Source organism: Streptomyces sp. NPDC005805 (assembly GCF_040630445.1).
In the GTDB taxonomy this organism is placed as follows: Bacteria; Actinomycetota; Actinomycetes; order Streptomycetales; family Streptomycetaceae; genus Streptomyces.
The window spans coordinates 13646-37940 of record NZ_JBEXXN010000004.1 but is presented as its reverse complement, the minus strand read 5'-3'; the positions used below and the strand labels follow the sequence as shown (position 1 = coordinate 37940).

General features: G+C 75.1%; 19 protein-coding genes. 11 read left to right on the top strand and 8 right to left on the bottom strand.

Translation table 11 applies throughout. The features are described 5' to 3' along the window. Positions 1-113 precede the first annotated feature (113 nt). Entirely contained in the window at positions 114-974 is an 861-nt protein-coding gene (locus ABZ457_RS03825; RefSeq protein ID WP_359153774.1) for an alpha/beta fold hydrolase, read from the bottom strand. 461 nt (positions 975-1435) lie between these two features. Between ABZ457_RS03825 and ABZ457_RS03820 the strand changes: the two genes are divergently transcribed. Further along, positions 1436-1843, top strand: a complete 408-nt coding sequence (locus tag ABZ457_RS03820; RefSeq protein ID WP_359153544.1) for a cobalamin B12-binding domain-containing protein — start codon at positions 1436-1438, stop codon at positions 1841-1843. Between the two features lie 196 nt (positions 1844-2039). On the opposite strand, the gene ABZ457_RS03815 is transcribed toward ABZ457_RS03820, so the two are convergent. Both ABZ457_RS03815 and ABZ457_RS03810 read right to left on the bottom strand, forming a co-directional pair. Beyond that, on the bottom strand, positions 2040-3656 hold the full coding sequence (locus ABZ457_RS03815) for a DUF5691 domain-containing protein (protein WP_359153542.1): 1617 nt from the start codon (positions 3654-3656) through the stop codon (positions 2040-2042). Positions 3657-3717: 61 nt separating this feature from the next. Continuing rightward, a complete protein-coding gene (locus tag ABZ457_RS03810; RefSeq protein WP_359153540.1) occupies positions 3718-4779 on the bottom strand; it encodes a hypothetical protein in 1062 nt (353 codons plus the stop codon). 265 nt (positions 4780-5044) lie between these two features. Between ABZ457_RS03810 and ABZ457_RS03805 the strand changes: the two genes are divergently transcribed. The 5 genes from ABZ457_RS03805 to sucD all read left to right on the top strand — a co-directional run bounded on the left by ABZ457_RS03805 (position 5045) and on the right by sucD (position 12532). Further along, entirely contained in the window at positions 5045-6157 is a 1113-nt protein-coding gene (locus ABZ457_RS03805; RefSeq protein ID WP_359153538.1) for an AAA family ATPase, read from the top strand. After that, positions 6154-8721 carry a DUF5682 family protein gene (locus ABZ457_RS03800; RefSeq protein WP_359153536.1) on the top strand — a complete coding sequence of 856 codons (2568 nt, stop codon included), beginning with the start codon at positions 6154-6156 and terminating at the stop codon, positions 8719-8721. The genes ABZ457_RS03805 and ABZ457_RS03800 overlap by 4 nt, the downstream gene beginning before the upstream one ends. A 317-nt stretch (positions 8722-9038) precedes the next feature. Then, on the top strand, positions 9039-10226 hold the full coding sequence (locus ABZ457_RS03795; protein WP_359153772.1) for a VWA domain-containing protein: 1188 nt from the start codon (positions 9039-9041) through the stop codon (positions 10224-10226). Between the two features lie 218 nt (positions 10227-10444). Beyond that, the gene (gene sucC, locus ABZ457_RS03790; RefSeq protein ID WP_359153534.1) at positions 10445-11626 is read left to right on the top strand and encodes an ADP-forming succinate--CoA ligase subunit beta; all 1182 of its coding nucleotides are present in this window, start codon (positions 10445-10447) and stop codon (positions 11624-11626) included. Between the two features lie 21 nt (positions 11627-11647). Then, positions 11648-12532, top strand: a complete 885-nt coding sequence (sucD, locus tag ABZ457_RS03785; RefSeq protein WP_359153532.1) for a succinate--CoA ligase subunit alpha — start codon at positions 11648-11650, stop codon at positions 12530-12532. A 234-nt stretch (positions 12533-12766) separates the two neighbouring features. On the opposite strand, the gene ABZ457_RS03780 is transcribed toward sucD, so the two are convergent. Then, on the bottom strand, positions 12767-14101 hold the full coding sequence (locus ABZ457_RS03780) for a helix-turn-helix domain-containing protein (protein ID WP_359153530.1): 1335 nt from the start codon (positions 14099-14101) through the stop codon (positions 12767-12769). A gap of 127 nt (positions 14102-14228) precedes the next feature. On the opposite strand from ABZ457_RS03780, the gene ABZ457_RS03775 reads away from it, so the two are divergent. After that, on the top strand, positions 14229-15878 hold the full coding sequence (locus ABZ457_RS03775) for a DUF6350 family protein (RefSeq protein WP_359153528.1): 1650 nt from the start codon (positions 14229-14231) through the stop codon (positions 15876-15878). Positions 15879-16301: 423 nt separating this feature from the next. On the opposite strand, the gene ABZ457_RS03770 is transcribed toward ABZ457_RS03775, so the two are convergent. Next, positions 16302-17132, bottom strand: coding sequence for a hypothetical protein (locus tag ABZ457_RS03770; RefSeq protein WP_359153526.1), 831 nt, complete (start codon positions 17130-17132; stop codon positions 16302-16304). 312 nt (positions 17133-17444) lie between these two features. Here ABZ457_RS03770 and purN point away from each other — a divergent pair, with 312 nt between their 5' ends. From purN to ABZ457_RS03755, 3 genes are all read left to right on the top strand, one after another. Then, a complete protein-coding gene (purN, locus tag ABZ457_RS03765) occupies positions 17445-18062 on the top strand; it encodes a phosphoribosylglycinamide formyltransferase (RefSeq protein WP_359153524.1) in 618 nt (205 codons plus the stop codon). Next, on the top strand, positions 18049-19626 hold the full coding sequence (gene purH, locus ABZ457_RS03760) for a bifunctional phosphoribosylaminoimidazolecarboxamide formyltransferase/IMP cyclohydrolase (protein ID WP_359153522.1): 1578 nt from the start codon (positions 18049-18051) through the stop codon (positions 19624-19626). Before purN ends, purH begins: the two co-directional genes overlap by 14 nt. A 195-nt stretch (positions 19627-19821) precedes the next feature. Further along, positions 19822-20217 (top strand): peptidase inhibitor family I36 protein, encoded by a 396-nt coding sequence (locus ABZ457_RS03755; protein WP_359153520.1) that lies wholly within the window; start codon positions 19822-19824, stop codon positions 20215-20217. Positions 20218-20305: 88 nt separating this feature from the next. Here ABZ457_RS03755 and ABZ457_RS03750 read toward each other — a convergent pair whose 3' ends face one another. Both ABZ457_RS03750 and ABZ457_RS03745 read right to left on the bottom strand, forming a co-directional pair. After that, on the bottom strand, positions 20306-21703 hold the full coding sequence (locus ABZ457_RS03750; RefSeq protein ID WP_359153770.1) for a protein kinase: 1398 nt from the start codon (positions 21701-21703) through the stop codon (positions 20306-20308). Between the two features lie 131 nt (positions 21704-21834). Next, positions 21835-22596: an FHA domain-containing protein gene (locus ABZ457_RS03745; protein ID WP_359153518.1), complete on the bottom strand. Its 762-nt coding sequence runs from the start codon at positions 22594-22596 to the stop codon at positions 21835-21837. 197 nt (positions 22597-22793) lie between these two features. Between ABZ457_RS03745 and ABZ457_RS03740 the strand changes: the two genes are divergently transcribed. Beyond that, positions 22794-23429, top strand: coding sequence for a methyltransferase domain-containing protein (locus ABZ457_RS03740; RefSeq protein ID WP_359153516.1), 636 nt, complete (start codon positions 22794-22796; stop codon positions 23427-23429). 95 nt (positions 23430-23524) lie between these two features. Here the strand turns inward: ABZ457_RS03740 and ABZ457_RS03735 are convergent, their stop codons facing one another. After that, on the bottom strand, positions 23525-24073 hold the full coding sequence (locus ABZ457_RS03735) for a hypothetical protein (RefSeq protein ID WP_359153514.1): 549 nt from the start codon (positions 24071-24073) through the stop codon (positions 23525-23527). Between the last annotated feature and the right edge of the window lie 222 nt (positions 24074-24295).

The window sequence follows — 24295 nt, the reverse complement described above, 5'->3', positions numbered from 1 at the left end:
GACAATCTTCGGCGGTATCTCCGCCATGAGGAAACGGGCATTCGGCCGCCTTTCGGCGGACTGCGGGCGCAGCTTTGGCTCTACGTTCGATAACCGTTCGATGAACGGTTCGCCTAGGCGACCGAAATGGCGTCCCCGTGGCGAGAACCGGGCGCTGCCGGGCCGGGTGTCAGGTACTCGCGGATCCGGGCCGCGACCGCCGGGTGCACCGGCAGGGCGAGATGGCCGATCCCCTGGACGGGGACGTTCTCCACAAGCAGGTCGGGGTGGTCCAGGCGGGCGGTCTCGACCGGGACCATGATCCGGTCCAGGTCGCTCCAGAAGCTCACGAACCGGGTGCGGCAGCCCGGGGCGGGCTGCCGCAGCTCCTCCATCACCGGGGAGCCGGGACGCATCTGGCGCACGATCGGATGCACCCCGGCGAACGGCGCGACGGCCGTCCCGGCGTGCGGGGTGCCCAGGGTGACCAGGGTGCGCACCCGGCGGTCGCCGCCGAGCCGCTGCACGTAGTAGCGGGCGATGAGCCCGCCCAGGCTGTGGCCGACGATGTCGATCTCCGGCCGGCCGGTGCGGGCGCACACCTCTTCCACATGGCGGCCCAGCAGATCGGCGGCGGTCCGGATGTCGCAGGTCAGCGGCGAGTAGTTGAGACAGGCGACCGGGCCGCCGCCGTGGCGCGCGAGGGCGCGGCGCAGCAGGACGAAGACGGAGCGGTTGTCCACGAAGCCGTGCAGGAGGACGGTGGGGACGCCGCCGTTGCCCGTGTCCGTCCGGAGGGGGACGGGGGCGGGCGTCCCGGGCGTGTCGGGGGCGCCGGTCCGCTGTGGTGCGGGGGTCGCGGGGGTCGCGCGCAGTCTCCGTTCCGGGGCGATGCCCGTGGGATAGAGGACGAGATGGCCCGCTAGGACCAGCAGTTCCAGCGCGGTCGCCCGCAGCAGCGCGCCCGTCAGCACGGCCGGCAGTGGGTTCGGCAGGTTTGTCAGTGGGTTTGTCAGTGGGTTCGGCAGGCTCGTCAGGAGGGAGGGCAGCGGAGGAAAGGGGAACGGTGGAGCCTTCACGGCGACCTCCCGACCGGCGCGGCGGAGGCGGCTCTGCCCCGCGCGCCCTTGATGGGAGGCGCAGCGTGACCCGGGCCGGGGATGTGCCGTACCGCCGTGCCGTGCGGCTCTCGGCGCGGTGGTACGGCAGGCTCCGTGGACCTGCGGCGGCTCCCCTCGCGCCCGTGCCTCGGGGGCTCCGCGCGTGGGGTGCGCGGGGTCCCGCCGGTACGGCGCTCAGCGAAAATGTCCCATGTGTGATTTCCCCCTCGCCGCCCACCGCGAAACGGCGGCTTGCGGGATGCTGGACACCGGGAGATAACGTTCGTTCACTTCCGCGCCCGCCCGGGCCCGCGGAACCCGTGCCGGAGGCGGCGCATCGGTAGGTGGAGGCAGTGATGGGTGTGACGGGTCCGATCCGCGTAGTGGTCGCCAAGCCGGGACTCGACGGGCACGACCGCGGGGCCAAGGTGATCGCGCGGGCGCTGCGCGACGCCGGTATGGAGGTCATCTACACGGGGCTGCACCAGACCCCCGAGCAGATCGTCGACACCGCGATCCAGGAGGACGCCGACGCGATCGGGCTGTCCATCCTGTCCGGGGCGCACAACACCCTCTTCGCGAAGGTCCTGGAACTCCTCAAGGAGCGGGACGCGGAGGACATCAAGGTCTTCGGCGGCGGGATCATCCCGGAGGACGACATCGCGCCCCTGAAGGAGAAGGGCGTCGCGGAGATCTTCACGCCGGGCGCGACGACGACCTCCATCGTGGAGTGGGTCAACGCGAACGTCCGCGCGACGGTCTGACGCAGCGGGGGCGCGGCAGGGCCGCGCGGGCGGGCGCGGGCCACTGTGGGCCCGGGCACGCCGGGGCCCGGGTGGCTGCCGGCCCTGGCCGCCGCGGGGTCGCCCACGGCGGTACGGGCGCTCCCGGTCGCAGGCCGAGGTGCCGGGCCCGGGCGCGCGCCCGTGGCAGGGCGAGGCCGGGGGCCGGGCGGGGGTGCTACTCCTCGGCCGGCGGGAGGAGTTCCGCCCGTATCGTGGCGCGCAGGCGCAGCGTCGAGACGAGGCGCTGGAACGCCTCGGACCAGTAGCCGCCCGCGCCCGGTGAGGTGTCCTCCGTCTCGGCCGGGGGCGCGGTCAGGGCCTCCAGATGGGGGGCCTCTGCCGGGTCGAGGCAGCGTTCCGCGAGGCCCATCACGCCGCTGAAGCTCCAGGGGTAACTGCCGGCCTCGCGGGCGATGTCGAGCGCGTCGACCACCGCCCGGCCGAGCGGCGGAGCCCACGGCACCGCGCACACGCCCAGGAGCTGGAACGCCTCGGACAGCCCGTGCGCGTCGATGAACGCCCCCACCCAGCGGGCCCGTTCCTCCTCGGGCAGCGCGAGGAGGAGCTTGGAGCGCTCGGCGGGGGAGGTCGTGCCGGGCCCGGTCGCGGGCGGCGAGGCCGGTGCGCCGAGGAGCGCGCGGGACCAGGCCGCGTCCCGCTGGCGCACCGCGGCGCGGCACCAGGCGGCGTGCAGCTCCTCGGCCCAGTCGTCGCGGACCGGCAGGGCGACGAGCTCCTGCGGGGTGCGGCCCCCGAGCCGGGCGGGCCAGGTGGACAGGGGCGCCGCCTCGACGAGTTGGCCGAACCACCAGGACCGCTCGCCCCGGCCGGGCGGGGCCGTCGGCACGACACCGTCCCGCTGCATCCCGGCGTCGCACTCGTGCGGCGCCTCGACGGCTATCGCCGCGCCGGGAGCGCCGCTGCGGTCGAGCGCCACACAGGAGGCGGCGCGGGCGGCCATCCGCGCGGCGAGCGCGGAGGAGGGGAGCGCCGAGAGCAGTTCCGCCGCCGTCGCCCGGACATTGCGGCTGCGGTCGGCCAGGGCGGCTTCGAGGAACGGCTCGTCCGCGTCGGCCAGGCCCGTCCGCAGGGTGTCGAGGAACATCAGGCGGTCCTCGGCGCGTTCGGCCGGCCAGGTGGCGGCGAGGAGGGCGCGCCCGGCGGCGGGGTCATGGGCGCGCAAAGCCCCCAGCAGGGCGGCGCGTTCGGCGAACAGGCCCTCCTGCCAGAGCAGTCGCACCGCGTCCGCGTCGGACGGGTCCGGCAGGGCGGACCCGGCGCTTCCGCGCAGGGCGTAGCGCCACTCCGGGTTGAGCCGGGCGAGCCAGAGCCCACGGGGGCCGGCGAAGGCCAGGGCCCCCGGCCGCAGATCGGTGCGGGCCCGGGCGGCGTCCAGCAGGGCGGGCAGCAGGGACGGCGGGGCCCGGTAGCCGTGGGCGTTCGCGGCGGCCAGCCACTGAGGCAGCAGCTCGGTCAGATCGGGGGACGAGCCCCGTCGGCCGGCCACGGCGCCACCGGAGGCGCGGTCGGCGAGCAGCCGGCCCAGGCGCAGCCGGGCGGCGTCCGGGAGGCGGGGCCGGGGATCGTCCGGTGCGGGCGCCGGGAGAGCGGCGGCCGGGGCGGGCCGCAGGCCGGCCCGGCGGCGGACCGTCTCCTCGGCCGCCGCGTCGAGCAGGGCGAGGGCCGCGTCCCCGCCCGGCGCTCCGGGCGGCGCTCCCGGAGGGGTGCGCCGGTCCGTGCCCAGGAGGGCCGTGGTGACGAGCTCGTCCCAGGGGGTGGTGGTGTTGTTCATCGGGGGGCCTCCTTCGGGATGTGTCCGGGCTTTCGGGTGCGGTGTCGTGGGCCTGGGGGTGTCAGGTGAGCGGGACGGTCTCCGGCGACTCGGCGGACCACGCGGTGAGCGGCAGGACGCCCCGGTGCCCGACCTCGCCGAAGACGGTGACGGGACGGCCCCCGGAGACCGCGACCAGGCGCCACAGCCCGGACCCGGCCAGGGCGGCGGGTGCCAGGGGCAGTGCCGCGCCCCCGTCCGCGTCGGCGAGCTGCCAGCCGCTTCCGGTGGGCAGCGGGAGGACGCCGGACAGGGTGACCGGCCAGGTGTCCAGCCACGGGTCCTCGCCGAGCGCCCTGCCGTAGGCCGCCAGCGCGCCGGCGCAGTCGGTGCCCGGCGGCGGGCTGCTTATCGGCACCGGCGGGGTGAGCAGCTCGCCGAGGTCACCGCGGAGCTGCCCCGCCCCGCCGTGGCCCACGACCTCGGCCTCGGCCATCAGGCCCACGGGCACCGTCAGTTGGGGAGCACGCCCGGCCGCGCCGTAGGAGAGCAGCAGCACCGCCCGGCCGGAGCCGCGCCCGTGCAGCCAGATCCGCCGGGTGGTCAGCCTGCCGTCCGAGCCGTCGCTCTGTGCCAGGAACAGCCAGGTGTCCCGGACCGGCGCGCCGTCCGCGCGGGAGGGCAGACCTATCCGGGTGCGCACCGTCCGGGACAGGGCGGGCGGCAGCCCGTCACGGCCCAGCCATGCCGTGTCCAGCAGGTGCAGCAGCGCGCACTCCTCCAGCAGCCGGACCGGCCAGCCCGGCCCCGACCCCGGTATCGCCCCCAACTCCCTGGCCCGCGCGGCGAGCCCCGGCGCCTGCGCGTCGACCATCCGCGCGGCCGTCTCCTCCCAGGCACCCTGGCCCGCCGCCCCGGCCGAGGCGAGCCCGGCCCGCACCACGTCGGCGAGCCGCTGCTCCAACTCCGTGGCCCCCGTGCTGATCCGCGCCGCCCGGCGCTCGGCACGACGGCGCGCGGCCTCGCGATCGCCCCCGGCGGCGGGCGGGACGGCGGGCGCGGCGGCAGAGTGCGACGGATCGTCAGGTGTCGCGCCCGGCACCCGCCGACCGGAAGAGTCCCCGTTGATCAGCAGCATGGTCACGACGTTACGACCCCCCACTGACAATCCACCCTGACCTGCGCTTCGACCTCGCCGAGTCGCCGGTCGGCGGGGAGTGGCAGCCGGCCCCCGCCCACCCCGAACCGGCTCACGGACCCCGAACCGGCCTCGTCCCGGGGCCGGTTCGGGGGGCGGACGGCTTCCCTCCGTTCATGCCGCACCCCCTCCGGCCTGCGGCGACGGCCGATTGTCAGTGGCGTGGTGCACTGTGGAACCGCAACGGATCGGACGATCTGGAGGGGGAACCATGACCGTGTCCGGAACGGGGACCGCGAGCGCCGCCGGAGTCCTGCGGCCGCACGCGGAGGACGCGTTCGCCGCCGAACTCGCCGCGCTCGCCGCCCGGGACGACCGGCAGCGCCCCGCCAACTGGCGGCTCTCGCCCTGGGCCGTAGCCACCTATCTCCTCGGCGGCACCCTCGCCGACGGCACCGTGATCACGCCCAAGTACGTGGGTCCGCGCCGGATCGTGGAGGTCGCCGTCAGCACCCTCGCCACGGATCGCGCCCTGCTGCTCCTCGGCGTGCCCGGCACGGCGAAGACCTGGCTGTCGGAGCATCTGGCGGCCGCTGTGAGCGGGGACTCCACCCTCCTGGTACAGGGCACCGCCGGCACCCCCGAGGAAGCCGTCCGCTACGGATGGAACTACGCGCAGCTCCTCGCCCACGGCCCGAGCCGCGAGGCCCTGGTGCCCGGCCCCGTCATGCGTGCCATGGCCGCCGGCGCGACCGCCCGCATCGAGGAACTCACCCGCATCCCGGCGGATGTCCAGGACACCCTGATCACGATCCTCTCCGAGAAGACCCTGCCCGTCCCCGAACTGGGCGAGGAGGTCCAGGCGGTCGGCGGCTTCAACCTGATCGCCACCGCCAACGACCGCGACCGAGGGGTCAACGAGCTGTCCAGCGCGCTGCGCAGGCGGTTCAACACCGTCGTCCTACCGCTCCCCGCCACCGCGGAGGCCGAGGTGGACATCGTGTCCCGGCGGGTCGACCAGATAGGGCGGTCGCTCGACCTGCCGGCCGTCCCCGACGGCCTGGCGGAGATCCGCCGGGTCGTCACCGTCTTCCGTGAACTGCGCGAAGGGGTCTCCGGCGACGGCCGCACCCGCCTCAAGTCCCCTTCCGGCACGCTCTCCACGGCCGAGGCGATCTCCGTCGTCACCGGCGGCCTGGCGCTCGCCGCGCACTTCGGGGACGGCGTGCTCCGGGCCTCGGACCTGGCCGCCGGCCTCCTCGGGGCGGTGGTCAGAGACCCGGCCGCCGACCGGGTGGTGTGGCAGGAGTACCTGGAGACCGTGGTCCGCGAACGGGACGGCTGGCAGGACCTCTACCGCGCCTGCCGCGAGGCGGAGGCGTGACCGGGCGGGCCGGGCCCCTGCTGCTGGGCGTCCGGCACCACGGCCCCGGCTCGGCGCGCGCCGTCCGGGCGGCACTGGACGCGGCCCGGCCGCCCGCGGTGCTGATCGAGGGCCCGCCCGAGGCCGACGCACTGGTGGAGTTCGCCGCGGACGAGGGCATGCGTCCACCGGTCGCCCTGCTCGCGCACGCGGTCGACGACCCGGGCCGCTCGGCGTTCTGGCCGTTCGCCGGGTTCAGCCCCGAGTGGGTGGCCCTGCGCTGGGCCCTCGCCCGGTCCGTCCCCGTCCGCTTCGTCGACCTGCCCGCGGCGCACTCCCTGGCCCTGAGCGGGGGCGAGGAACCGGCCGCCGCCGAGAGCGCGGACGGCGGGGTGCGGATCGACCCCATCGGCGTGCTCGCCCGCACCGCCGGTCACGACGACCCCGAACGCTGGTGGGAGGACGTCGTCGAGCACCGCGGCCCGGCCGCGGAAGAGGCCGCCGAAGAGGCCGACGCCCGGGCCCCGTTCGCCGTGCTCGCCGAGGCCATGACCGCCCTCCGGGAGGAGTACGGGCACGGCGGCCACGAGCACGACCTCGTCCGCGAGGCGCATATGCGGTTGCGGCTGCGCGCGGCCCGCAAGGAGTTCGGCGACGGGGTCGCCGTCGTCTGCGGCGCCTGGCACGTCCCGGCCCTCATGGCGCGGACCACCGCCACGGCGGACCGGGCCCTGCTGAAGGGCCTGCCCAAGGTCCGCACCCAGACCACCTGGGTGCCGTGGACCCACCGCAGGCTCGCCCGCTCCTCCGGGTACGGCGCCGGAATCGCCTCGCCCGGCTGGTACGCCCATCTCTTCACGGCCCCGGACCGGCCGGTCGAGCGGTGGATGGCCCGGGTCGCCGGTCTGCTGCGCGAGGAGGGCCGTGCCGTGTCCCCCGCGCATGTCATCGAGGCGGTCCGGCTCGCCGAGACCCTGGCCGTGGTCCGGGGGCGCCCGCTCGCCGGGCTCGGGGAGACGACGGACGCCGTGCGGGCGGTGATGTGCGACGGCTCCGACATCCCGCTCGGGTTGGTCGCCGACCGGCTCGTCGTCGGCGACGTGCTCGGCGAAGTCCCGGACGGCGCCCCGGCGGTGCCGCTCCAGCGGGACCTGGCCCGGCGGCAGCGGAGCCTGCGGCTCAGACCTGAGGCCGGGGAACGGGAACTCGACCTCGATCTGCGCGGCGACCACGACACGGCCCGGAGCCGACTGCTCCACCGGCTGCGGCTGCTCGGCGTCGGCTGGGGCGAGCCCACCGGCCGGGGCGGCACCGGCACCTTCCGCGAGTCCTGGCGGCTGCGCTGGGAACCGGAACTGTCCGTCCGGGTCGCCGAGGCGGGCGTCTGGGGCACCACGGTGCTCGCGGCGGCCACCGCGAAGGCCGAGTCCGAGGCGGTGTCCGCGACCACCCTCGCCGCGGTGACCGCGCTGGCGGAGCAGTGCCTCCTCGCCGGGCTGCCCGACGCCCTCCCGGTGGTGATGGCGGCCCTCGCCGACCGCGCCGCCCTGGACACGGACGTGGGCCACCTCGCCCAGGCCCTCCCGGCGCTGGCCCGCGCCCTGCGGTACGGCGACGTCCGCGGCACCGACACCGCGGCCCTCGCCGAGGTCGCCTCGGGCCTCGCGGAACGCGTCTGCGTCGGCCTGCCGCCCGCCTGCACCGGTCTCGACGCCGACGCGGCGGCCCGGATGCGCGACCACATCGACGCGGTGCACACCGCGATCGGTCTGCTGCCCGACCCGGCGGCGACGGCCGGGCGCTGGCGGGCGGCCCTGCGCCGACTCGTCGCCCGGGACTCCGTCCCCGGCGGGATACGCGGCCGCGCGGCCCGGTTGCTGCTCGACGACGGCCGGCTCGCCGAGGACGAGGCCGCCCGCATCATGGCCCGCGCCCTGTCCCCGGCCGTGCCCCCGGCCGAGGCGGCCGCCTGGATCGAGGGCTTCATCGGCACGGCCCCGGCCGGCGGCCTGCTCCTCGTCCACGACGAGCGCCTGCTGTCCCTGGTCGACGCCTGGCTGACGGGCGTCCCGACGGAGGCGTTCACCGATGTGCTGCCGCTGCTGCGGCGCACCTTCGGCGCGTTCGAGCCAGGCGCGCGGCGCACCCTGGGCGAACTGGCCCGGCGCGGCCCCGCGCCCACGGCCCCCGGCGGCGACCCGGCACCGCCCGCCCCGGGCTTCGGCCCCGGCCTCGCCGAACGCCGCGCGGCCGCGGCGCTCGGCGTCGTGGGCCTGATCCTGACGGCCGGGCGCGCGGGGGGTGCCGCGCCCGCGCGGGGCACCGTGTCCACGCAGGACGGCGCTCGGGCGAAGGAGGCCGCGCGGGCACCGGACACCGCGCCCGCGCAGGACACGGGCCCTGCCAGGGGTGGCGTACCCGGGCAGGGCCCAGGCCCCGCGAGGGGCGCCGCGCCCGCGGACGGCGCCCGTGCACAGGCCAACGCTCCCGCGCGGGACGGCGCCCGCGCGCCGGGCACTGCTCGCGCGCACGACCCGGTGCGCGCACACGACTGCATCGACGACCCGGCGGGGGTGGCGGGATGACACGGACCACGACGCAGGATGCCCCGGCGGACGGAGGCCCTGTGCGCTGCGTCCCCGCGCGGGGCGTCCCGCTTGGCGGGGACCCGGCGGGCGGTGCTTCGGCGCACGGCGTCGCCGCGGACGGCGTCCCGCCGCACGGCCCTGCAGCGCAGGGCACCCCGGTGGGCGGCGCCGCAACGCGCGGCGCCGGGGTGCACAGCGCCCCGGCGTCCAGCGCGCCTGCGAACGCCGACGCGGACCCCGCGCACGGCGCCACAACGCACGCCGCCCCGGTGCGCAGCGTCCCCGCGCACGGCGCCGCAACGCACGGCGCCCCGGTGCGCAACGCCCCCGCGCCCGTGGGCGCCGACGGCGCGTCCGCGCAGGACGAGCGGCTGCGGCGCTGGCGGCTCGTGCTCGGGGCCGAGGCCGCGGCCGACGGGACCGGTCGCGCGCTCGCCGGGGCCGACGCCGCGATGGACACCGCCCTCTCCGCGCTCTACGGCACCCGCCCCGACGACGGGCGGGGAGCCCGGCGGGCCGGCGGGCTCGGCGCCTCCGCGCCCTCGGCGGCCCGCTGGCTCGGCGACATCCGGACCTACTTCCCCAGCAGCGTCGTCCAGGTCATGCAGCGCGACGCGATCGACCGGCTCGGGCTCGCCGCCCTCCTGCTGGAACCGGAGATGCTGGAGGCCGTCGAGCCCGACGTCCACCTCGTCGGCACCCTGCTCTCCCTCCACCAGGCGATGCCGGAGACCACCAGGGAGACCGCCCGGACCGTGGTCCGCAAGGTCGTCGAGGACCTGGAGCGCCGGCTCGCCACCCGCACCCGCTCCGCGCTGCGGGGCGCGCTCGACCGGGCCGCGCGCACCACCCGGCCCCGCCACCGCGACATCGACTGGAACCGCACGATCCGGGCCAACCTCCGCAGCTACCGCCCGGAGTTCGGCACGGTCGTCCCCGAGCGGCTGATCGGCCACGCGCGGGCGGCGCAGGGCGTCCGCAAGGAGGTCGTGCTCTGCGTCGACCAGTCCGGATCGATGGCGGCCTCCGTCGTCCACGCCTCGGTCTTCGGCGCGGTCCTCGCCTCCCTGCGGTCGCTGGACACCCGGCTCGTCGTCTTCGACACCGCCGTCGCCGACCTGACGGACCGGCTGGACGACCCCGTCGACGTCCTGTTCGGCACCCGGCTCGGCGGCGGCACCGACATCAACCGGGCCCTCGCCTACTGCCAGTCCCGGATCACCCGCCCCGCCGACACGGTGGTTGTCCTGATCAGCGACCTCTACGAGGGCGGCATACGCGACGAGATGCTGAAGCGGGTCGCCGCGATGCGGGCGTCCGGGGTGTGTTTCGTCGCCCTGCTCGCCCTCTCCGACGAAGGGGCCCCGGCCTACGACCGCGAGCACGCCGCCGGGCTGGCCGCGCTGGGCGTACCGGCCTTCGCCTGCACCCCCGACCTCTTCCCGGAGATCATGGCGGCGGCTCTGGAGGGACGCCCGCTGCCGGTGCCCGCCGCCGAATGACGGCCCCTCCGGGCCCGTCCGCTCTGTGACCGTAATCACCGCTCAGGTGTGAGCTGTGATTTAGGTGCCCGACCCCTGCGGGGATAACCTGCCAGGCGGACATGCCGCGCCCACGGACACCGTGTGTGCCTCCCTTGTGACAGTGCTCGTCACGTTGCCCTTCGCGGCACGCCCACGCAGACAACGAACCGCGATCTTCAGAAAAGGGACGGACGCGCGTGGACCTGTTCGAGTACCAGGCGAGGGACCTCTTCGCCAAGCACGGTGTACCGGTGCTGGCCGGTGAAGTCATCGACACGCCTGAGGCGGCGCGCGAGGCGACGGAGCGTCTGGGCGGCAAGTCGGTCGTCAAGGCGCAGGTCAAGGTCGGTGGCCGCGGCAAGGCCGGCGGCGTCAAGCTGGCCGCCACCCCGGACGAGGCCGTCGCCCGCGCGACGGACATTCTGGGCATGGACATCAAGGGCCACACGGTCCACAAGGTGATGATCGCGGAGACCGCTCCGGAGATCGCCGAGGAGTACTACGTCTCGTACCTCCTCGACCGCACCAACCGCACCTTCCTCGCCATGGCCTCCGTGGCCGGCGGTATGGACATCGAGGAGGTCGCCGCGACGACCCCCGAGAAGCTGGCGAAGGTGCCGGTCGACGCCAACGAGGGCGTCTCCAAGGAGAAGGCCGCCGAGATCGTCGCCCTGGCGAAGTTCCCGGCCGAGGTCGCCGACCAGGTCGCCGACGTGCTGGTCACGCTCTGGGAGACCTTCGTCGCCGAGGACGCGCTCCTCGTCGAGGTCAACCCGCTGGCCAAGGTCGCCGACGGCCGTGTCATCGCCCTCGACGGCAAGGTCTCCCTCGACGCCAACGCCGACTTCCGCCAGCCGGAGCACGAGGCGCTGGAGGACAAGGACGCGGCCGACCCGCTCGAGGCCGCGGCCAAGGCCAAGAACCTCAACTACGTCAAGCTCGACGGCGAGGTCGGCATCATCGGCAACGGCGCCGGCCTGGTCATGTCGACCCTGGACGTCGTCGCGTACGCCGGTGAGAACCACGGCGGCGTGAAGCCGGCCAACTTCCTGGACATCGGCGGCGGCGCCTCCGCCCAGGTGATGGCGAACGGCCTGGAGATCATCCTCGGCGACCCGGACGTCAAGTCCGTGTTCGTCAACGTCTTCGGCGGCATCACCGCCTGCGACGAGGTCGCCAACGGCATCGTCCAGGCCCTCGCGCTGCTCGCCGAGAAGGGCGAGGAGGTCACCAAGCCGCTGGTCGTCCGTCTGGACGGCAACAACGCGGAGCTGGGTCGCAAGATCCTCTCCGACGCCAACCACCCGCTCGTCCAGCGCGTGGACACCATGGACGGCGCGGCCGACAAGGCCGCCGAGCTCGCCGCTGCGGCCAAGTAAGGGAAGAGGGACTGTAGAACCATGGCTATCTTCCTGAACAAGGACAGCAAGGTCATCGTCCAGGGCATGACCGGCGCCACCGGCATGAAGCACACCCGCCTGATGCTCGGCGACGGCACCAACGTCGTCGGCGGTGTGAACCCGCGCAAGGCCGGCACCACCGTCGACTTCGATGGCACCGAGGTCCCGGTCTTCGGCTCCGTCGCCGAGGCGATGGAGAAGACGGGCGCCAACGTCTCCGTCCTCTTCGTGCCGCCGGCCTTCGCCAAGGCCGCCGTGGTCGAGGCGATCGACGCCGAGATCCCGCTCGCGGTCGTCATCACCGAGGGCATCGCCGTCCACGACTCCGCCGCCTTCTGGGCGTACGCGAAGGCCAAGGGCAGCAAGACCCGCATCATCGGCCCGAACTGCCCCGGTCTCATCACGCCGGGCCAGTCCAACGCCGGCATCATCCCGGGCGACATCACCAAGCCCGGCCGCATCGGTCTGGTGTCCAAGTCCGGCACGCTGACCTACCAGATGATGTACGAGCTGCGTGACATCGGCTTCTCGTCCGCCGTCGGCATCGGTGGCGACCCGGTCATCGGCACCACGCACATCGACGCGCTCGCCGCGTTCGAGGCCGACCCCGAGACCGACCTGATCGTCATGATCGGTGAGATCGGCGGCGACGCCGAGGAGCGCGCGGCGGACTTCATCAAGGAGAACGTGACCAAGCCGGTCGTCGGCTACGTCGCGGGCTTCACCGCGCCCGAGGGCAAGACCATGGGCCACGCCGGCGCCATCGTCTCCGGCTCCTCCGGCACCGCGCAGGCGAAGAAGGAGGCCCTGGAGGCCGCGGGCGTCAAGGTCGGCAAGACGCCGACCGAGACGGCCAAGCTGGCGCGCGCGATCCTCGCGGGCTGACCCGCGAGCGCACGCACGTCGCACCGCTGAGGGCCCGCCCCGGAACGTTTTCGTTCCGGGGCGGGCCCTCGCGTGCGTTTCGCGTGTGTCTCGCGTGTGTGGGCTGCGGCTATATGGCGCGGGCCTATGTGGGCTGCGCCCATGTGGGCTTGGGCCGTGTGGGGTTGGGCCCGTGTGTGTTCGGTCTGTGTGGGCGGGCTCCATGTGGGCGCGCCCTGTGTGGGCGGGCCCCGGTCAGCCGGGGCCCGGCTGGAGGCGGGCGGGGCCGGCGGCGGGGGCGTCCCGCAGCTTATCGCGCAGTTTCTTGGCCTCCTTGCTCAGCCGCTCGGGGCCGTTCTGCGGCGGCGGTACGCCCTCCACCTGCTGCGTCGGCGGCATCGGCGGTTCGTACCCCCGGGGCGAGGTCAGCAGGGCGAGCACCGTCGCCGCCGCGATCAGGGCCGTCGCCACGACGACGATCCGGGTCCACCGCTCGGCGCGCCGTTCGCAGCCGGTGCGCACCGCCTCGGCGGGGGTGGGCTGCGGTACCGGGCCCGAGGCCGTCACCTCCCGCAACTCCCGTCGCAGGAGCTCCGTGTCCGCGAGGTCGGGCAGCCGCGCGGCGACGGCCTCGCGTGCGTGGAGGACGCGGTTGGCCGTGGCGGGGGTGGTCGCCTCGGTCTCGGCCGCCGTGTCGGGCAGGTCCAGGCCCAGGCCGTCGTAGAGGAGCAGGGTGCGGCGGTGGGGTGGCGGCAACTGGTGCAGCGCGCTGAGGAGTTCGCGCCTGCGGGGCTCCTCCGGCGGGTCGTCCGGGTGCCGGTGGGCGGGGCGCAGGCGGTTCCAGGGGGACATCGCGTACTCGTACGCCGCCGCCCGGACCCAGCCCGCGGGGTCGCGGTCGACCGCGACGTCCGGCCATCTCTGCCAGGCGAGCTGGAAGGCCCGTTCGACGGCCTCGTGGGAGAGCCGGCGGCGGCCCGTGAGCACATGGGTCTCGCGTACGAGTGTGGCGGCGACCCGTGTGTAGAGGAGGTCGAATGCCTCTTCGGGTGTGAGGGCGGGGGGAGCGAGGGGAGCGAGGGGTGCGAGTGGCGCGCCGGAGCCGGCGTCCGGCGCGGGCCCCGGCCCTGGCCCTGGCCCTGGCCCCGGTTCCGGCTCGGGCTCGACGGGTGCCTTCTCGGGCGGGGTGGCGGCGACCACGGGGGCGGGCGCCTCGGGTGACTCCTGCGCCTCGGGTGGTTCGGGGGACTTGTCGAGGACGACGGGCGGCGCGGCGGCGGCGGCCGTCGCGGGGGGAGCCTCCGGCTCCTGGACGGGCTTCTGCTCCCACGTGGGCTTCGGCGCCGGCCTCTGCTTCTGCCCCGCGCCCGCCTCCGCCGCGAACTCGGCCAGCAGCTTCGCGTATGTCTCCCGCCGGCGCCCCCGGGGGTCGGTGCGTCCGGTCTCCCAGGAGCGGAGCGTGGACTTGGTGACGCCGACCACCGCGGCGAGTTGTGCCTCGGTCAGCGCCTTCGCCTCGCGGAGCCTGCGCCGTTCCTTGGGAGGCGGCAGGGGGGACCAGGACGCGGACGGTGCGGTGCTCTGAGTCATACGGGGCGTCATATGGGCTCCATGCGGCGCAGCGTCAATCGGAAAATGGCATAAACGTATCTTGAGCGACACATCGGCCATTCGCCCGTTACACGAATAAAGCGCGTGTCGTTGGCAGCATGGCCGCGTGACCCAGACGACCGAGCAGAGTCCGTCGCTGCCGCAGACCCAGGTCGCCGTCCGAGCAGGCGCGTCCGGCGCCGTCGCCGCGTTCGTGCGCGGTGCGACGGCGGCGGGGCTCGGGCTCGGCGTCCTCACCGTGCTCGTGATGGTGCTGTGGATCAGCTCCCCCTTCCCGGACAGCGGTTCCGGCGGCGCCCTGCACACGGCCGTCGTGCTGTGGCTGTTCGCGCACGGCGCCGAACTCGTGCGCTCCGACACGCTGTCCGGGGCTCCGGCCCCGATGGGAGTGGTGCCGTTGCTGCTACTGGTGCTCCCGGTGTGGCTGGTGCACCGGGCCGCCCGGGAGGCGACGGAACCGGGCGAGGACCGGCCGCGCGCCCCCGCGCGCGTGGCCGTCCCGGCCGTGGCCGCCGGGTATCTGCTGGTCGGGGGCCCGCTGGTGTTCTACGGGGTGCGCGGCGAACTCGCCGTGGCGCCGGTCGGCGCGGCGGTGCATCTGCCGCTGCTGGTCCTCGTGGCCGCCGCGTCCGGGGTGTGGGCCGCGCACGGCAGGCCGACCGGGCCGCTCCCCGGGTGGCTGCCGCGCGGGGTGCGCGTGGCGCTGGCTCGGTCGCGTGTCGCGGTCGCGCTGCGTTCGGCGTGCGGCGCGGCGCTGGTGCTGTTCGGCGGCGGGGCGGCGGTGGCGCTCGCGTCCCTGGTGTGGCACGGCACGGCGGCCCAGGAGTCCTTCCTCGCCCTCGCCGGTGACTGGTCGGGCCGGATCGCGCTCGCCCTGCTGGTCTTCGCGCTGCTGCCGAACGCGGCGGTCTGGGGCGCGGCGTACGGTCTCGGGCCGGGCTTCTCGCTCGGGACGGCCGCGACGGCGACGCCGCTGGCCTTCACCGGGACGCCCGCCCTGCCCGAGCTGCCGTGGCTGGCCGCGCTGCCCGGCCGGGGGCCGGGGACGCCGCTGCACTGGGCGGTGGCGGTGGTTCCGCTCGTCGCCGCGCTCCTGGTCGCGTGGTGGACGGCCGAGGCCGCCGCCCCGCGCTACGGGGACCCGGAGGAGGCGTGGACGGCGGGCGGCACGGTGCTGACCGTGCTGCTCGCGGCGCTGGGCTGCGGGATCGCCGTCGCCGCGGCGGCCGCGCTGGCGGGCGGGCCCCTGGGCACGGGGCGCCTCGCCGAGTTCGGTCCGGTCTGGTGGCTGACGGGGGCCGCGGCGGCGGCCTGGGCGGTGGCGGTGGCGACCCCGGCGGCCCTGGCGATCCGCGGATGGCGGGTCCTGCGGGCCCGGCGTGCGGCGGGGGGCGGGTCGGCCGAGGAGGCGCCGGTCGTGCGGGAACCGGCCGCCGCTCCGGCCCCGGCCCCGGAGCGGGCGGCGCCCGCGAAGGCGCCCGCCGCGGGGGAGTCGGCCCGGGCCGAGGTGCTGGAACTGGACGACGACTTCGACGCGTACGACTTCGAGCCGTACGACTTCCTTCCGGCGGACGCGTGGTCCGCCCGCACGCCCCCGTCGCCGGCCGCGGCCTCGGCGGCCGGGGCCGCGGACGCCGCCGCGGTGGTCGCCGCGGCGCGGGAGCCCAAGCCGGCCCCCGCCGACGCGCCGGAACCCGGTGCCCGGCCTCTCCCGGCCGCCTCCGCCTCCGCCGAGCCGGCGCCCCCCGCCGACTGACCGCCCCTGCCCGCAGACGGGTCGGCCGGCACACACGTGGGCCTGGCACACATGGCCGCGACACACGTGCCCCCCGACCACGGCCACCACCTGAGCCCCGCGAGCGACGAGGCAACGCCACACAGGGCCCCGGCACACAGGGGCCGGCCACGTGTGGGCCCGGCACACCGGCCCCGGCCACACGTGGCCCCGGGACATGTGCGCCCGGCACACCGTCCCCCGGCCACACGTGGCCCCGGGACACGTGCGCCTGCCACACAGGGTCCCGGCACATTTAGCCTCGACATACGTGCCCGCGACACACGCGGTCCGGCGGCCCCACGTGCCCTCGACGCACGCGGCCGGGCGGCCCCACGTGCCCACACAGCTGTGGCCCGGACCCTCACAGGGTCCGGGCCACAGCCGATACGGTGCGCCCCAGGGCTACTCCTGGACGCCCAGGACGTCCCGGAGGGGCTCCGGCAGGAGGTCGTTGCAGGCGACCTGGCCCGACTTGGTCAGGGCGTCGTTCACGCAGGTGTAGTAGTCGCGGTAGACGAGCTGCGCCGCGAACGACGCCGCCACGATCACCAGTGCGAGCCCGGCCATGACCAGGCCGCTCACCGAGGCCGTGATCTGCTGCTTGTTCGGGCTCTTGCGCACGGCCGGTGCGGCCTGTGCCGGGCGCGGCTCCCCGTCGGCCGAGCCCCGACCCGCTCCGGGCGCCCCGCGCAGGGAGCTGATCGCCCAGTAGACGGAGAGGGCGCCCAGCAGGAGGGCGACCTCCGGGAGGTCGAACAGGGAGAAGAAGAACGCCCACATACCGCCGAGCAGCGCGTACCGGGCGCGCCGCTGGGCCGGGTCCGTCGGGTCCCAGCGCAGGCCGCTGCCGGGGCCGTCCTGGCCGTTCTGCCCGCCGCGCGGGCCGCTCGGGCGGCCGCCGAAGCCCCCGCCGGACGAGCGGCCGGGCTGGCGGCTGCTCCACTGGCTGCCCCAGTTCGACGAACCGCTCGACGAACCGCTCGACGAACCGCTCGACGAACCGCTGGACGAGCCGCTCGACGAACCGTCCGAGCCCCCGTCCCCGCTCCCGCTGCCGTTCCCGTCGCCGTCCCGCCCCGAGGAGCCGGAGGGCGAGCCGTCGTTCGAGGGGTGCCGTGGCTGCCACGGCTGGTCCGGCCGGCCCTCGGGCGGCGGCGCGAACGGATTGTCGTCGTCCGTGGACTGGCGCTCCCGCGGCAACAGGAGGTCCGTACGGTGGCGTCGGTCCGGCATGTGGTGAACGTCTTCCCCTCGTCGAGCCCGTCGTCGAGCCCGCCCGGGCGCGGGCTCTGCCCCCAGACGCTACCTGTCGGCCACGCCCCCGTCCCGTGGGGGCCGTGCTGTGTGCCGGTATCGTTGCTGACGGTCGGCCCCTTCGTAGAGTTCCCCGTATCGGGAGCCTCGAAGTATTCGTACGACCGTACAAAGCCGCACGGCCCGGCAGGCGCCGCACGGCAACCGCGTCCGCACCCGCGGACCCCCACACCCGCAGCAAGCCCCGAAGCAAGCCCCACAGCAAGCAACGCAACGCGAAAAGAGTCACCCGTGGCTGCCGCCCGCCTCGTCGTCCTGGTCTCCGGATCGGGGACCAACCTCCAGGCCCTGCTCGACGCCGTCGCCGCCGACCCCGAGGGGTTCGGCGCCGAGATCGTCGCCGTCGGAGCGGACCGGAGCGGCATCGCCGGTCTGGAGCGCGCCGAGCGCGCCGGGCTGCCCACCTTCGTGTGCCGGGTGAAGGACCACGCCACCCGCGAGGAGTGGGACCGCGCCCTGACCGAGGCGACCGCCGCCCATGAGCCGGACCTCGTCGTCTCGGCCGGCTTCATGAAGATCGTGGGCAAGGAGTTCCTGGCCCGCTTCGGGGGGCGCACCGTCAACACGCACCCCGCGCTGCTGCCCAGCTTCCCCGGTGCCCACGGCGTGCGGGACGCGCTCGCCTACGGGGCGAAGGTCACCGGGTGCACCGTCCACTTCGTCGACGACGGCGTCGACACCGGCCCGATCATCGCCCAGGGCGTGGTCGAGGTGCGGGAGGCGGACGACGAAGACGCTCTCCACGAGCGCATCAAGGATGTCGAGCGGTCGCTGCTCGTCGAGGTCGTGGGACGGCTCGCCCGCCACGGCTACCGCATTGAGGGACGAAAGGTTCATGTCGGTGAATAACTCCGGTACGCCCGGGACCAAGCCCATCCGTCGCGCGCTGGTCAGCGTCTACGACAAGACGGGGCTGGAGGAGCTCGCCCGCGGGCTGCACGAGGCCGGCGTCGAGCTCGTGTCCACCGGCTCGACCGCGTCGAGGATCGCCGCCGCCGGCGTCCCCGTGACCAAGGTCGAGGAGCTGACCGGCTTCCCCGAGTGCCTGGACGGCCGCGTCAAGACCCTGCACCCCCGGGTCCACGCCGGCATCCTGGCCGACCTGCGGCTGGACGCGCACCGGGAGCAGCTCGCCGAGCTGGGCGTGGAGCCGTTCGACCTGGTCGTCGTGAACCTGTACCCGTTCCGGGAGACCGTCGCCTCCGGCGCGACCCCCGACGAGTGCGTGGAGCAGATCGACATCGGCGGCCCCTCCATGGTCCGCGCCGCCGCCAAGAACCACCCGTCCGTGGCCGTGGTCACCAGCCCCGAGCGGTACGCGGACGTCCTCGCGGCGGTGCGCGGCGGCGGCTTCGACCTGACCGCCCGCAAGCGGCTCGCGGCCGAGGCGTTCCGGCACACCGCCGCCTACGACGTGGCCGTGGCCTCCTGGTTCGCCTCCGACTACGCGCCCGCCGACGACTCCTCGTTCCCCGACTTCCTGGGCGCCACCTGGGAGCGGGAGAACGTCCTGCGCTACGGCGAGAACCCGCACCAGGGCGCCGCGCTGTACGTCTCCGGCGCGGGCGGCGGCCTGGCACAGGCCGAGCAGCTGCACGGCAAGGAGATGTCGTACAACAACTACACGGACACCGACGCCGCGCGCCGGGCCGCGTACGACCACGACGAGCCGTGCGTGGCGATCATCAAGCACGCCAACCCGTGCGGCATCGCGATCGGCGCGGACGTGGCCGAGGCGCACCGCAAGGCGCACGCCTGCGACCCGCTCTCCGCGTTCGGCGGGGTGATCGCCGTGAACCGCCCGGTGTCGGTCGCGATGGCCGAGCAGGTCGCGGAGATCTTCACCGAGGTCATCGTGGCGCCCGGCTACGAGGACGGCGCGGTCGAGGTACTGGCCCGGAAGAAGAACATCCGGGTGCTGCGCGCCGAGGGCGCCCCGGCGGACCGGTTCGAGCTGAAGCCCATCGACGGCGGTGCGCTGCTCCAGGTCGCCGACCGCCTCCAGGCCGACGGCGACGACCCGGCGAACTGGACCCTGGCCACGGGCGAGGCGCTCTCCGCCGAGGAGCTGGCCGAGCTGGCCTTCGCCTGGAAGGCGTGCCGCGCGGTCAAGTCCAACGCGATCCTGCTGGCCAAGGACAGCGCCTCGGTCGGCGTCGGGATGGGCCAGGTCAACCGGGTCGACTCGGCGAAGCTCGCGGTCGAGCGGGCGGGCGAGGAGCGGGCGCGGGGCGCGTACGCGGCCTCGGACGCGTTCTTCCCGTTCCCGGACGGGCTGGAGATCCTGACCGCGGCGGGCGTGAAGGCCGTGGTCCAGCCCGGGGGTTCGGTCCGCGACGAGCAGGTCGTCGAGGCGGCCGAGAAGGCGGGCGTCACGATGTACTTCACCGGGACGCGCCACTTCTTCCACTGAGCCCGCCGGTCTTCCGCCGAGTCGGCCGCTCTTCGCCGATCCGGCCGGTCCTGCGCCGATCCGGCCGGTCCCGCACTGAGCCGGGGCGGGTCCGGAGCCGACCGCGCCCGCCCCGGCCACCCTCGGACGTACGAGGATCACACGCGCCCTCCGTCTTCCTACGCTCGTGCCGGAATCAGTCACGAGGAGGTAGCGGTGAAGCGAAACATCCTGCGGCGCATGGTGGTCGGTGCGAGCGCCCTCGGTCTGTCGGTCGCGGGGCTGGCCGTGGCGCCCGCCGCGTCGGCCGCGTGGGCCGACTGCCCGCGCGAGTACGTCTGCGTCTGGGACAACACGTCGTACTCGGGGGCGCCCAAGTGGAAGTCGAAGGGCAACCTCTCCAACCTGCGCTCGACGACCGGCCTGGCCATCCGCAACAACGGCACGGCCTACCCGGGCGCGGACCACATCTGGTGGAAGGCCACCTGGTCCGGCGGTTCGACCTCGGGCGGCTGCCTGCACTACCCGGAGAACGGCAGCACCAGCGGCACCGGCCACACGCTCGGCGGCACGGTGACGCTGAACTCCGTGAAGTGGGGCGGCGAGTGCTGACCTGACCGACCCGACCGGGCGGACGGGGCCCGGACGCCACGGGGCGTGCCCGGCGGGATCTCCCGCCGGGCACGCCCCGCGCTCCGTTTCAGCACCGTTTGGCCCAGGTGTGGGACGCGACCACCGTGCCCGGCGGCAGGTCGCGTCGGTCCTTCTGCCGGACGCACCCGACGAGGATGTCCAGCCCGCCCTCGGCGAAGTACTTCACATGGACGAACCCGTTGGGGTCGGCGACACCGTTGTTGAAGACCGACGCCGGGTTCGTGGTGAGAGCCCAGGCGCAGTCGGCCCGGCCGTCGGACCAGTCGGGGTCGTCGCCCGACCACGCGCACATCCGGCCGCGTCCTCCCGGTTCCGAGAAGAAGCACACGGAGCCGGGGGCGCAGCGTCCGTACCCTCCTGCCCCTTCTGCCCCTCCTGCATCGGCGTCCGGCCCGGTCGCGGCGCCGGGTGCCGGGGGGCCGCTCCGCCCACCGGGCGCCGGGAGCCCGCCGCCGCCCCGTTCCCGCTCGGTCGTCAGATGGACGACCGACCCGGCCGCCACCAGGGCCAGGACGGCCGCCGCCAGGACCACGCGCAGCCGGCGCGTCCGGCGCGGGAAGGACGGGCGGCGGCCCCCGGCCGCGGCCGCCGCCGTCGTCCGGCGCAGCAGTGAGGCCGCGTCGTGCCGGGCGCGCTCCTCGTGGGTGGGCGCGAGGCAGTCCGCCACGATCTCCCGCCACACGGGCGGCAGTCCGGGGGAGAGCCGGAGTTCCTCCGTCCCCCGGGCGTAGCGCACGGCGGCGTCCCGGCGGGCCGCGGCGGTGGGGCCCGGCAGCGGGTGGGTCCCGGTCAGCACCCGGTGTGCCAGCACACCGAACGCCCAGATGTCCGCGCTGGGCCGGACCCGCATCCCGCGTTCGCCGATCTCGGACCACAGCAGCTCGGGCGGGGTGTGGTCGACGGTCAGGAACGCGGGCGCGTAGGCGTGCGTGCCCTCCAGTTCGGCCGCCCTGCCGAAGTCGGCGAGCCGGACCGAACCGTCCGCCATCAGCAGGACGTTGGCGGGTTTGAGGTCGCCGTGCACCCAGCCCGCGGAGTGCAGCTGGTGCAGGCCCTCACAGATCCGGGCGAGCAGTTCCGGGCCGTGCTCGGGCCGGGGGCCGGCCCTCAGCAGGGCGTCGAGGGAGCCCCGGGCCTCCTCCAGGACCAGGACGGTCGCGCCGTCCAGGCCGGGGCGTGCGGGGTCGTCGACGGTGAGCGTGTCGTAGAGCCGGATCAGGCGCGGTGAGCGCAGTCGTCGCAGCAGGCCGACCTCGCGCTCGGCGAGTTCTCGCAGGTGGCGCAGTTGTCGCGGGGTGTGCGTGCCCGTCGGCAGGAACTTCAGCGCGGCCCGGGCGGGCCGGGCGCCGGGGGTGTCGTCCCGGGCCGCGTAGACATGGCCGAAGGCGCCCGAGCCGAGTTCGTGCTCCACGGTCCAGGGTCCGACGCGGTAGCCCGCCGGGATGTCCGCGACACCGTGGGGGCCGCGGCCCGGTAAGCCGCCGGGTCCGTGGCCGGGGCCGTCGTGGGGTCGGTGGCCCGGGCCACCGTGGGGTCCGTCGCCGGGCGTCTTGTGCGGCATGTCCCCGTCCCGGGTCATCGCGGCCCCCCTCCGGGTCGGGGGAGCGCGCCCAGGTCGTCCTCGCGCACCAGGTCGAAACGGAGCGCGAGGGAGACCATCAGGTCCTTCTTGCCGTTCAGCCGGGGGCCCGGATCGCAGACCTCGGGGGCCGGTTTGAGGCGGAGTTTGACGGCGAGGTAGTCGATGTTCCACTGCACGGCGGCGCGGTTGGCCGCGGGCCACCGGGGGCGGAGCCGTTCGACGACCTCGTCGGCGGTGGGCGGCGCGGCGTGCGGCGTACCGCGCAGCCGGGGCTCGCACAGGGCGACGAGGACCAGGAAGTAGCGCTTGGTGCGGTCGAGCGGGAAGGCGAGCGCGGTCGGTTCGCCGTCGGCGCCCGCCCCGGCGTCGGCGGGGTCGTGGTAGTCGTGGCAGGGCGCCCAGACGTCCAGGCTGAGCAGTTCCCCGGCGGCGGGCAGCACCAGCCGCGAGAACTCGAAGGGCACGGGGGCGTCCAGCCGGCCGGGCGCGACCTTGATGTGCTCGCCCGCGCCCTCCGGGTTCTCCACGACATAGGTGGTGGAGCCGCTGAAGTTGCTGAGCGACCAGTGGGTGCCGGTGGCGGTGATCTCACCCGCGCTGCGGGACACCCCGGGGTGGGTGAGGGTCAGCCCGTCGGGACGCCCCCGGGCGGGTGCCCTGCCGAAGTGGAGCCGTTCCCCGGGGCCGAGCCGGATCTGCTCGGACGCGGTACCGCACGTGGCACCGGACGCGGGCACGACGATGATGGTGTGCACTTCATTCCCTCCCCCGACGGAATCAGCGACAACGGCAACAGCGTAGAGAGCGCTGTCCCTCGGGGGCACGGCTTTGGGGCGGTGTGGCCCGAAAGTGGTAAGCGGGGGATCCCGCCCGGTGCGGGCGGGCGGCCCGGCCAAGGGCGTTTCCCGGAAACCGCCCTTGTGCAACGGCCATGGCCTAGAGTCCCCTGCTTGTGACCGGCACCCATCCGACAGAGACCGCGACCGCCGACGCCTATGACGCCGTCGCCGTCCGCTATGCCGCCCTCGACCGGAGCGATCTCGACAGCCACTCGCCGGACCGGGCGGTGCTCGCCGCCTTCGCGGAGCTGGTGCGGGCGGGCGGCCCCGGGCCCGTCGCTGAACTCGGCTGCGGGCCGGGGCCGGTGACCGCGCACCTGCGGGACCTGGGGCTGGAGGTCTTCGGCGTCGACCTGTCACCGGCGATGATCGCTCTCGCCCGCGCCGCCTACCCGGACCTGCGGTTCGAAGTCGGTTCCATGGCGGCCCTCGACCTGGCGGACGGCGCACTGCGGGGGATCGTGTCCTGGTACTCGGTCATCCACGTCCCGCCGCCGGAACTGCCCGCGTACTTCGCCGAGTTCCGGCGGGTCCTCGCGCCCGGGGGCCAACTGGTGCTCGCCTTCTTCGAGTCGGAGGGCGGGCCGGTGACCGCCTTCGACCACCAGGTGCTCACGGCCCACCGGTGGCCGATCGACGAGCTGGCGGCGCGGGCGCGGGCGGCCGGTTTCACCGAGGTCGGCCGGCTGCTGCGTGAGCCGGGGCAGGGGGAGCGGTTCCGCCGGGGGCATCTGCTGCTGGCCGGCTGACCGTAGGCCCGCCTCCCCGCGCAGCACGAAGGCCGTGCCGTCCGCGGGGAGCGGAGGGCACGGCCTTCGGCGTGCGCCGTGACGGCGCGGGTGGATCAGACGCGCGGGCGCTGGAACCAGGCGGCGCCGTCGGACTTGCCGACGAACACGGCGACCAGGATGGCGAGAACGGTGTGCACCAGACCGATCAGGACGAACGGGTAGATACCGAGCACCGCGGTGATGATGCCGAAGACCAGCGCGGCCACGCGGATGCCGTTGCCGCCGCTGCCGAACTTGGCGCCCAGCACGATCGCGAAGACACCCCAGCCGAGGATCAGCAGGGTCACGAACCACACCGCGCCCACGGACATGTCGGCGAGCTGCTGGAACTGGACGTCGTCCTTCAGCGCCGGGTCGTCCTGCGCGGCGCTGATGGCGAAGGCGCTCAGACCGGCGAGGATGGCGCCGATCACCTGGAAGCCGGCGATGACGAACAGCATGACGCGCGCGGCCTTGACGCCACCCGGCATCTCGGTCGGGCCGGCCGGGTAACCGCCGCCGCCGTACGGCTGGACCGGCGGGGCCTGCGGGTAGCCGTAGCCGGGCTGGCCCTGGGGCTGGCCCTGCTGGGCGTAGGGGTTGTTCGGGTCGCCGAAGCTCATGTCTGGTATTCCTCCGTTTAAAATGCGGGGACGACGCGGTCCGAGCGGAGGATCTGCGCTTCTCTGCCGTTTTGCCCCCCGGCACTGCCCGCGGCACTGCGCGGCTCATAGTCGTATCAACGTCGACTTTTTGTCCAGTCGTTATGCACAGGTGTTGTGCAAGTGCAACCTCCCGTTGAGCGGGTGGAAAGCTCACCTGCCGGGACGGCGCCGGTCCGGATT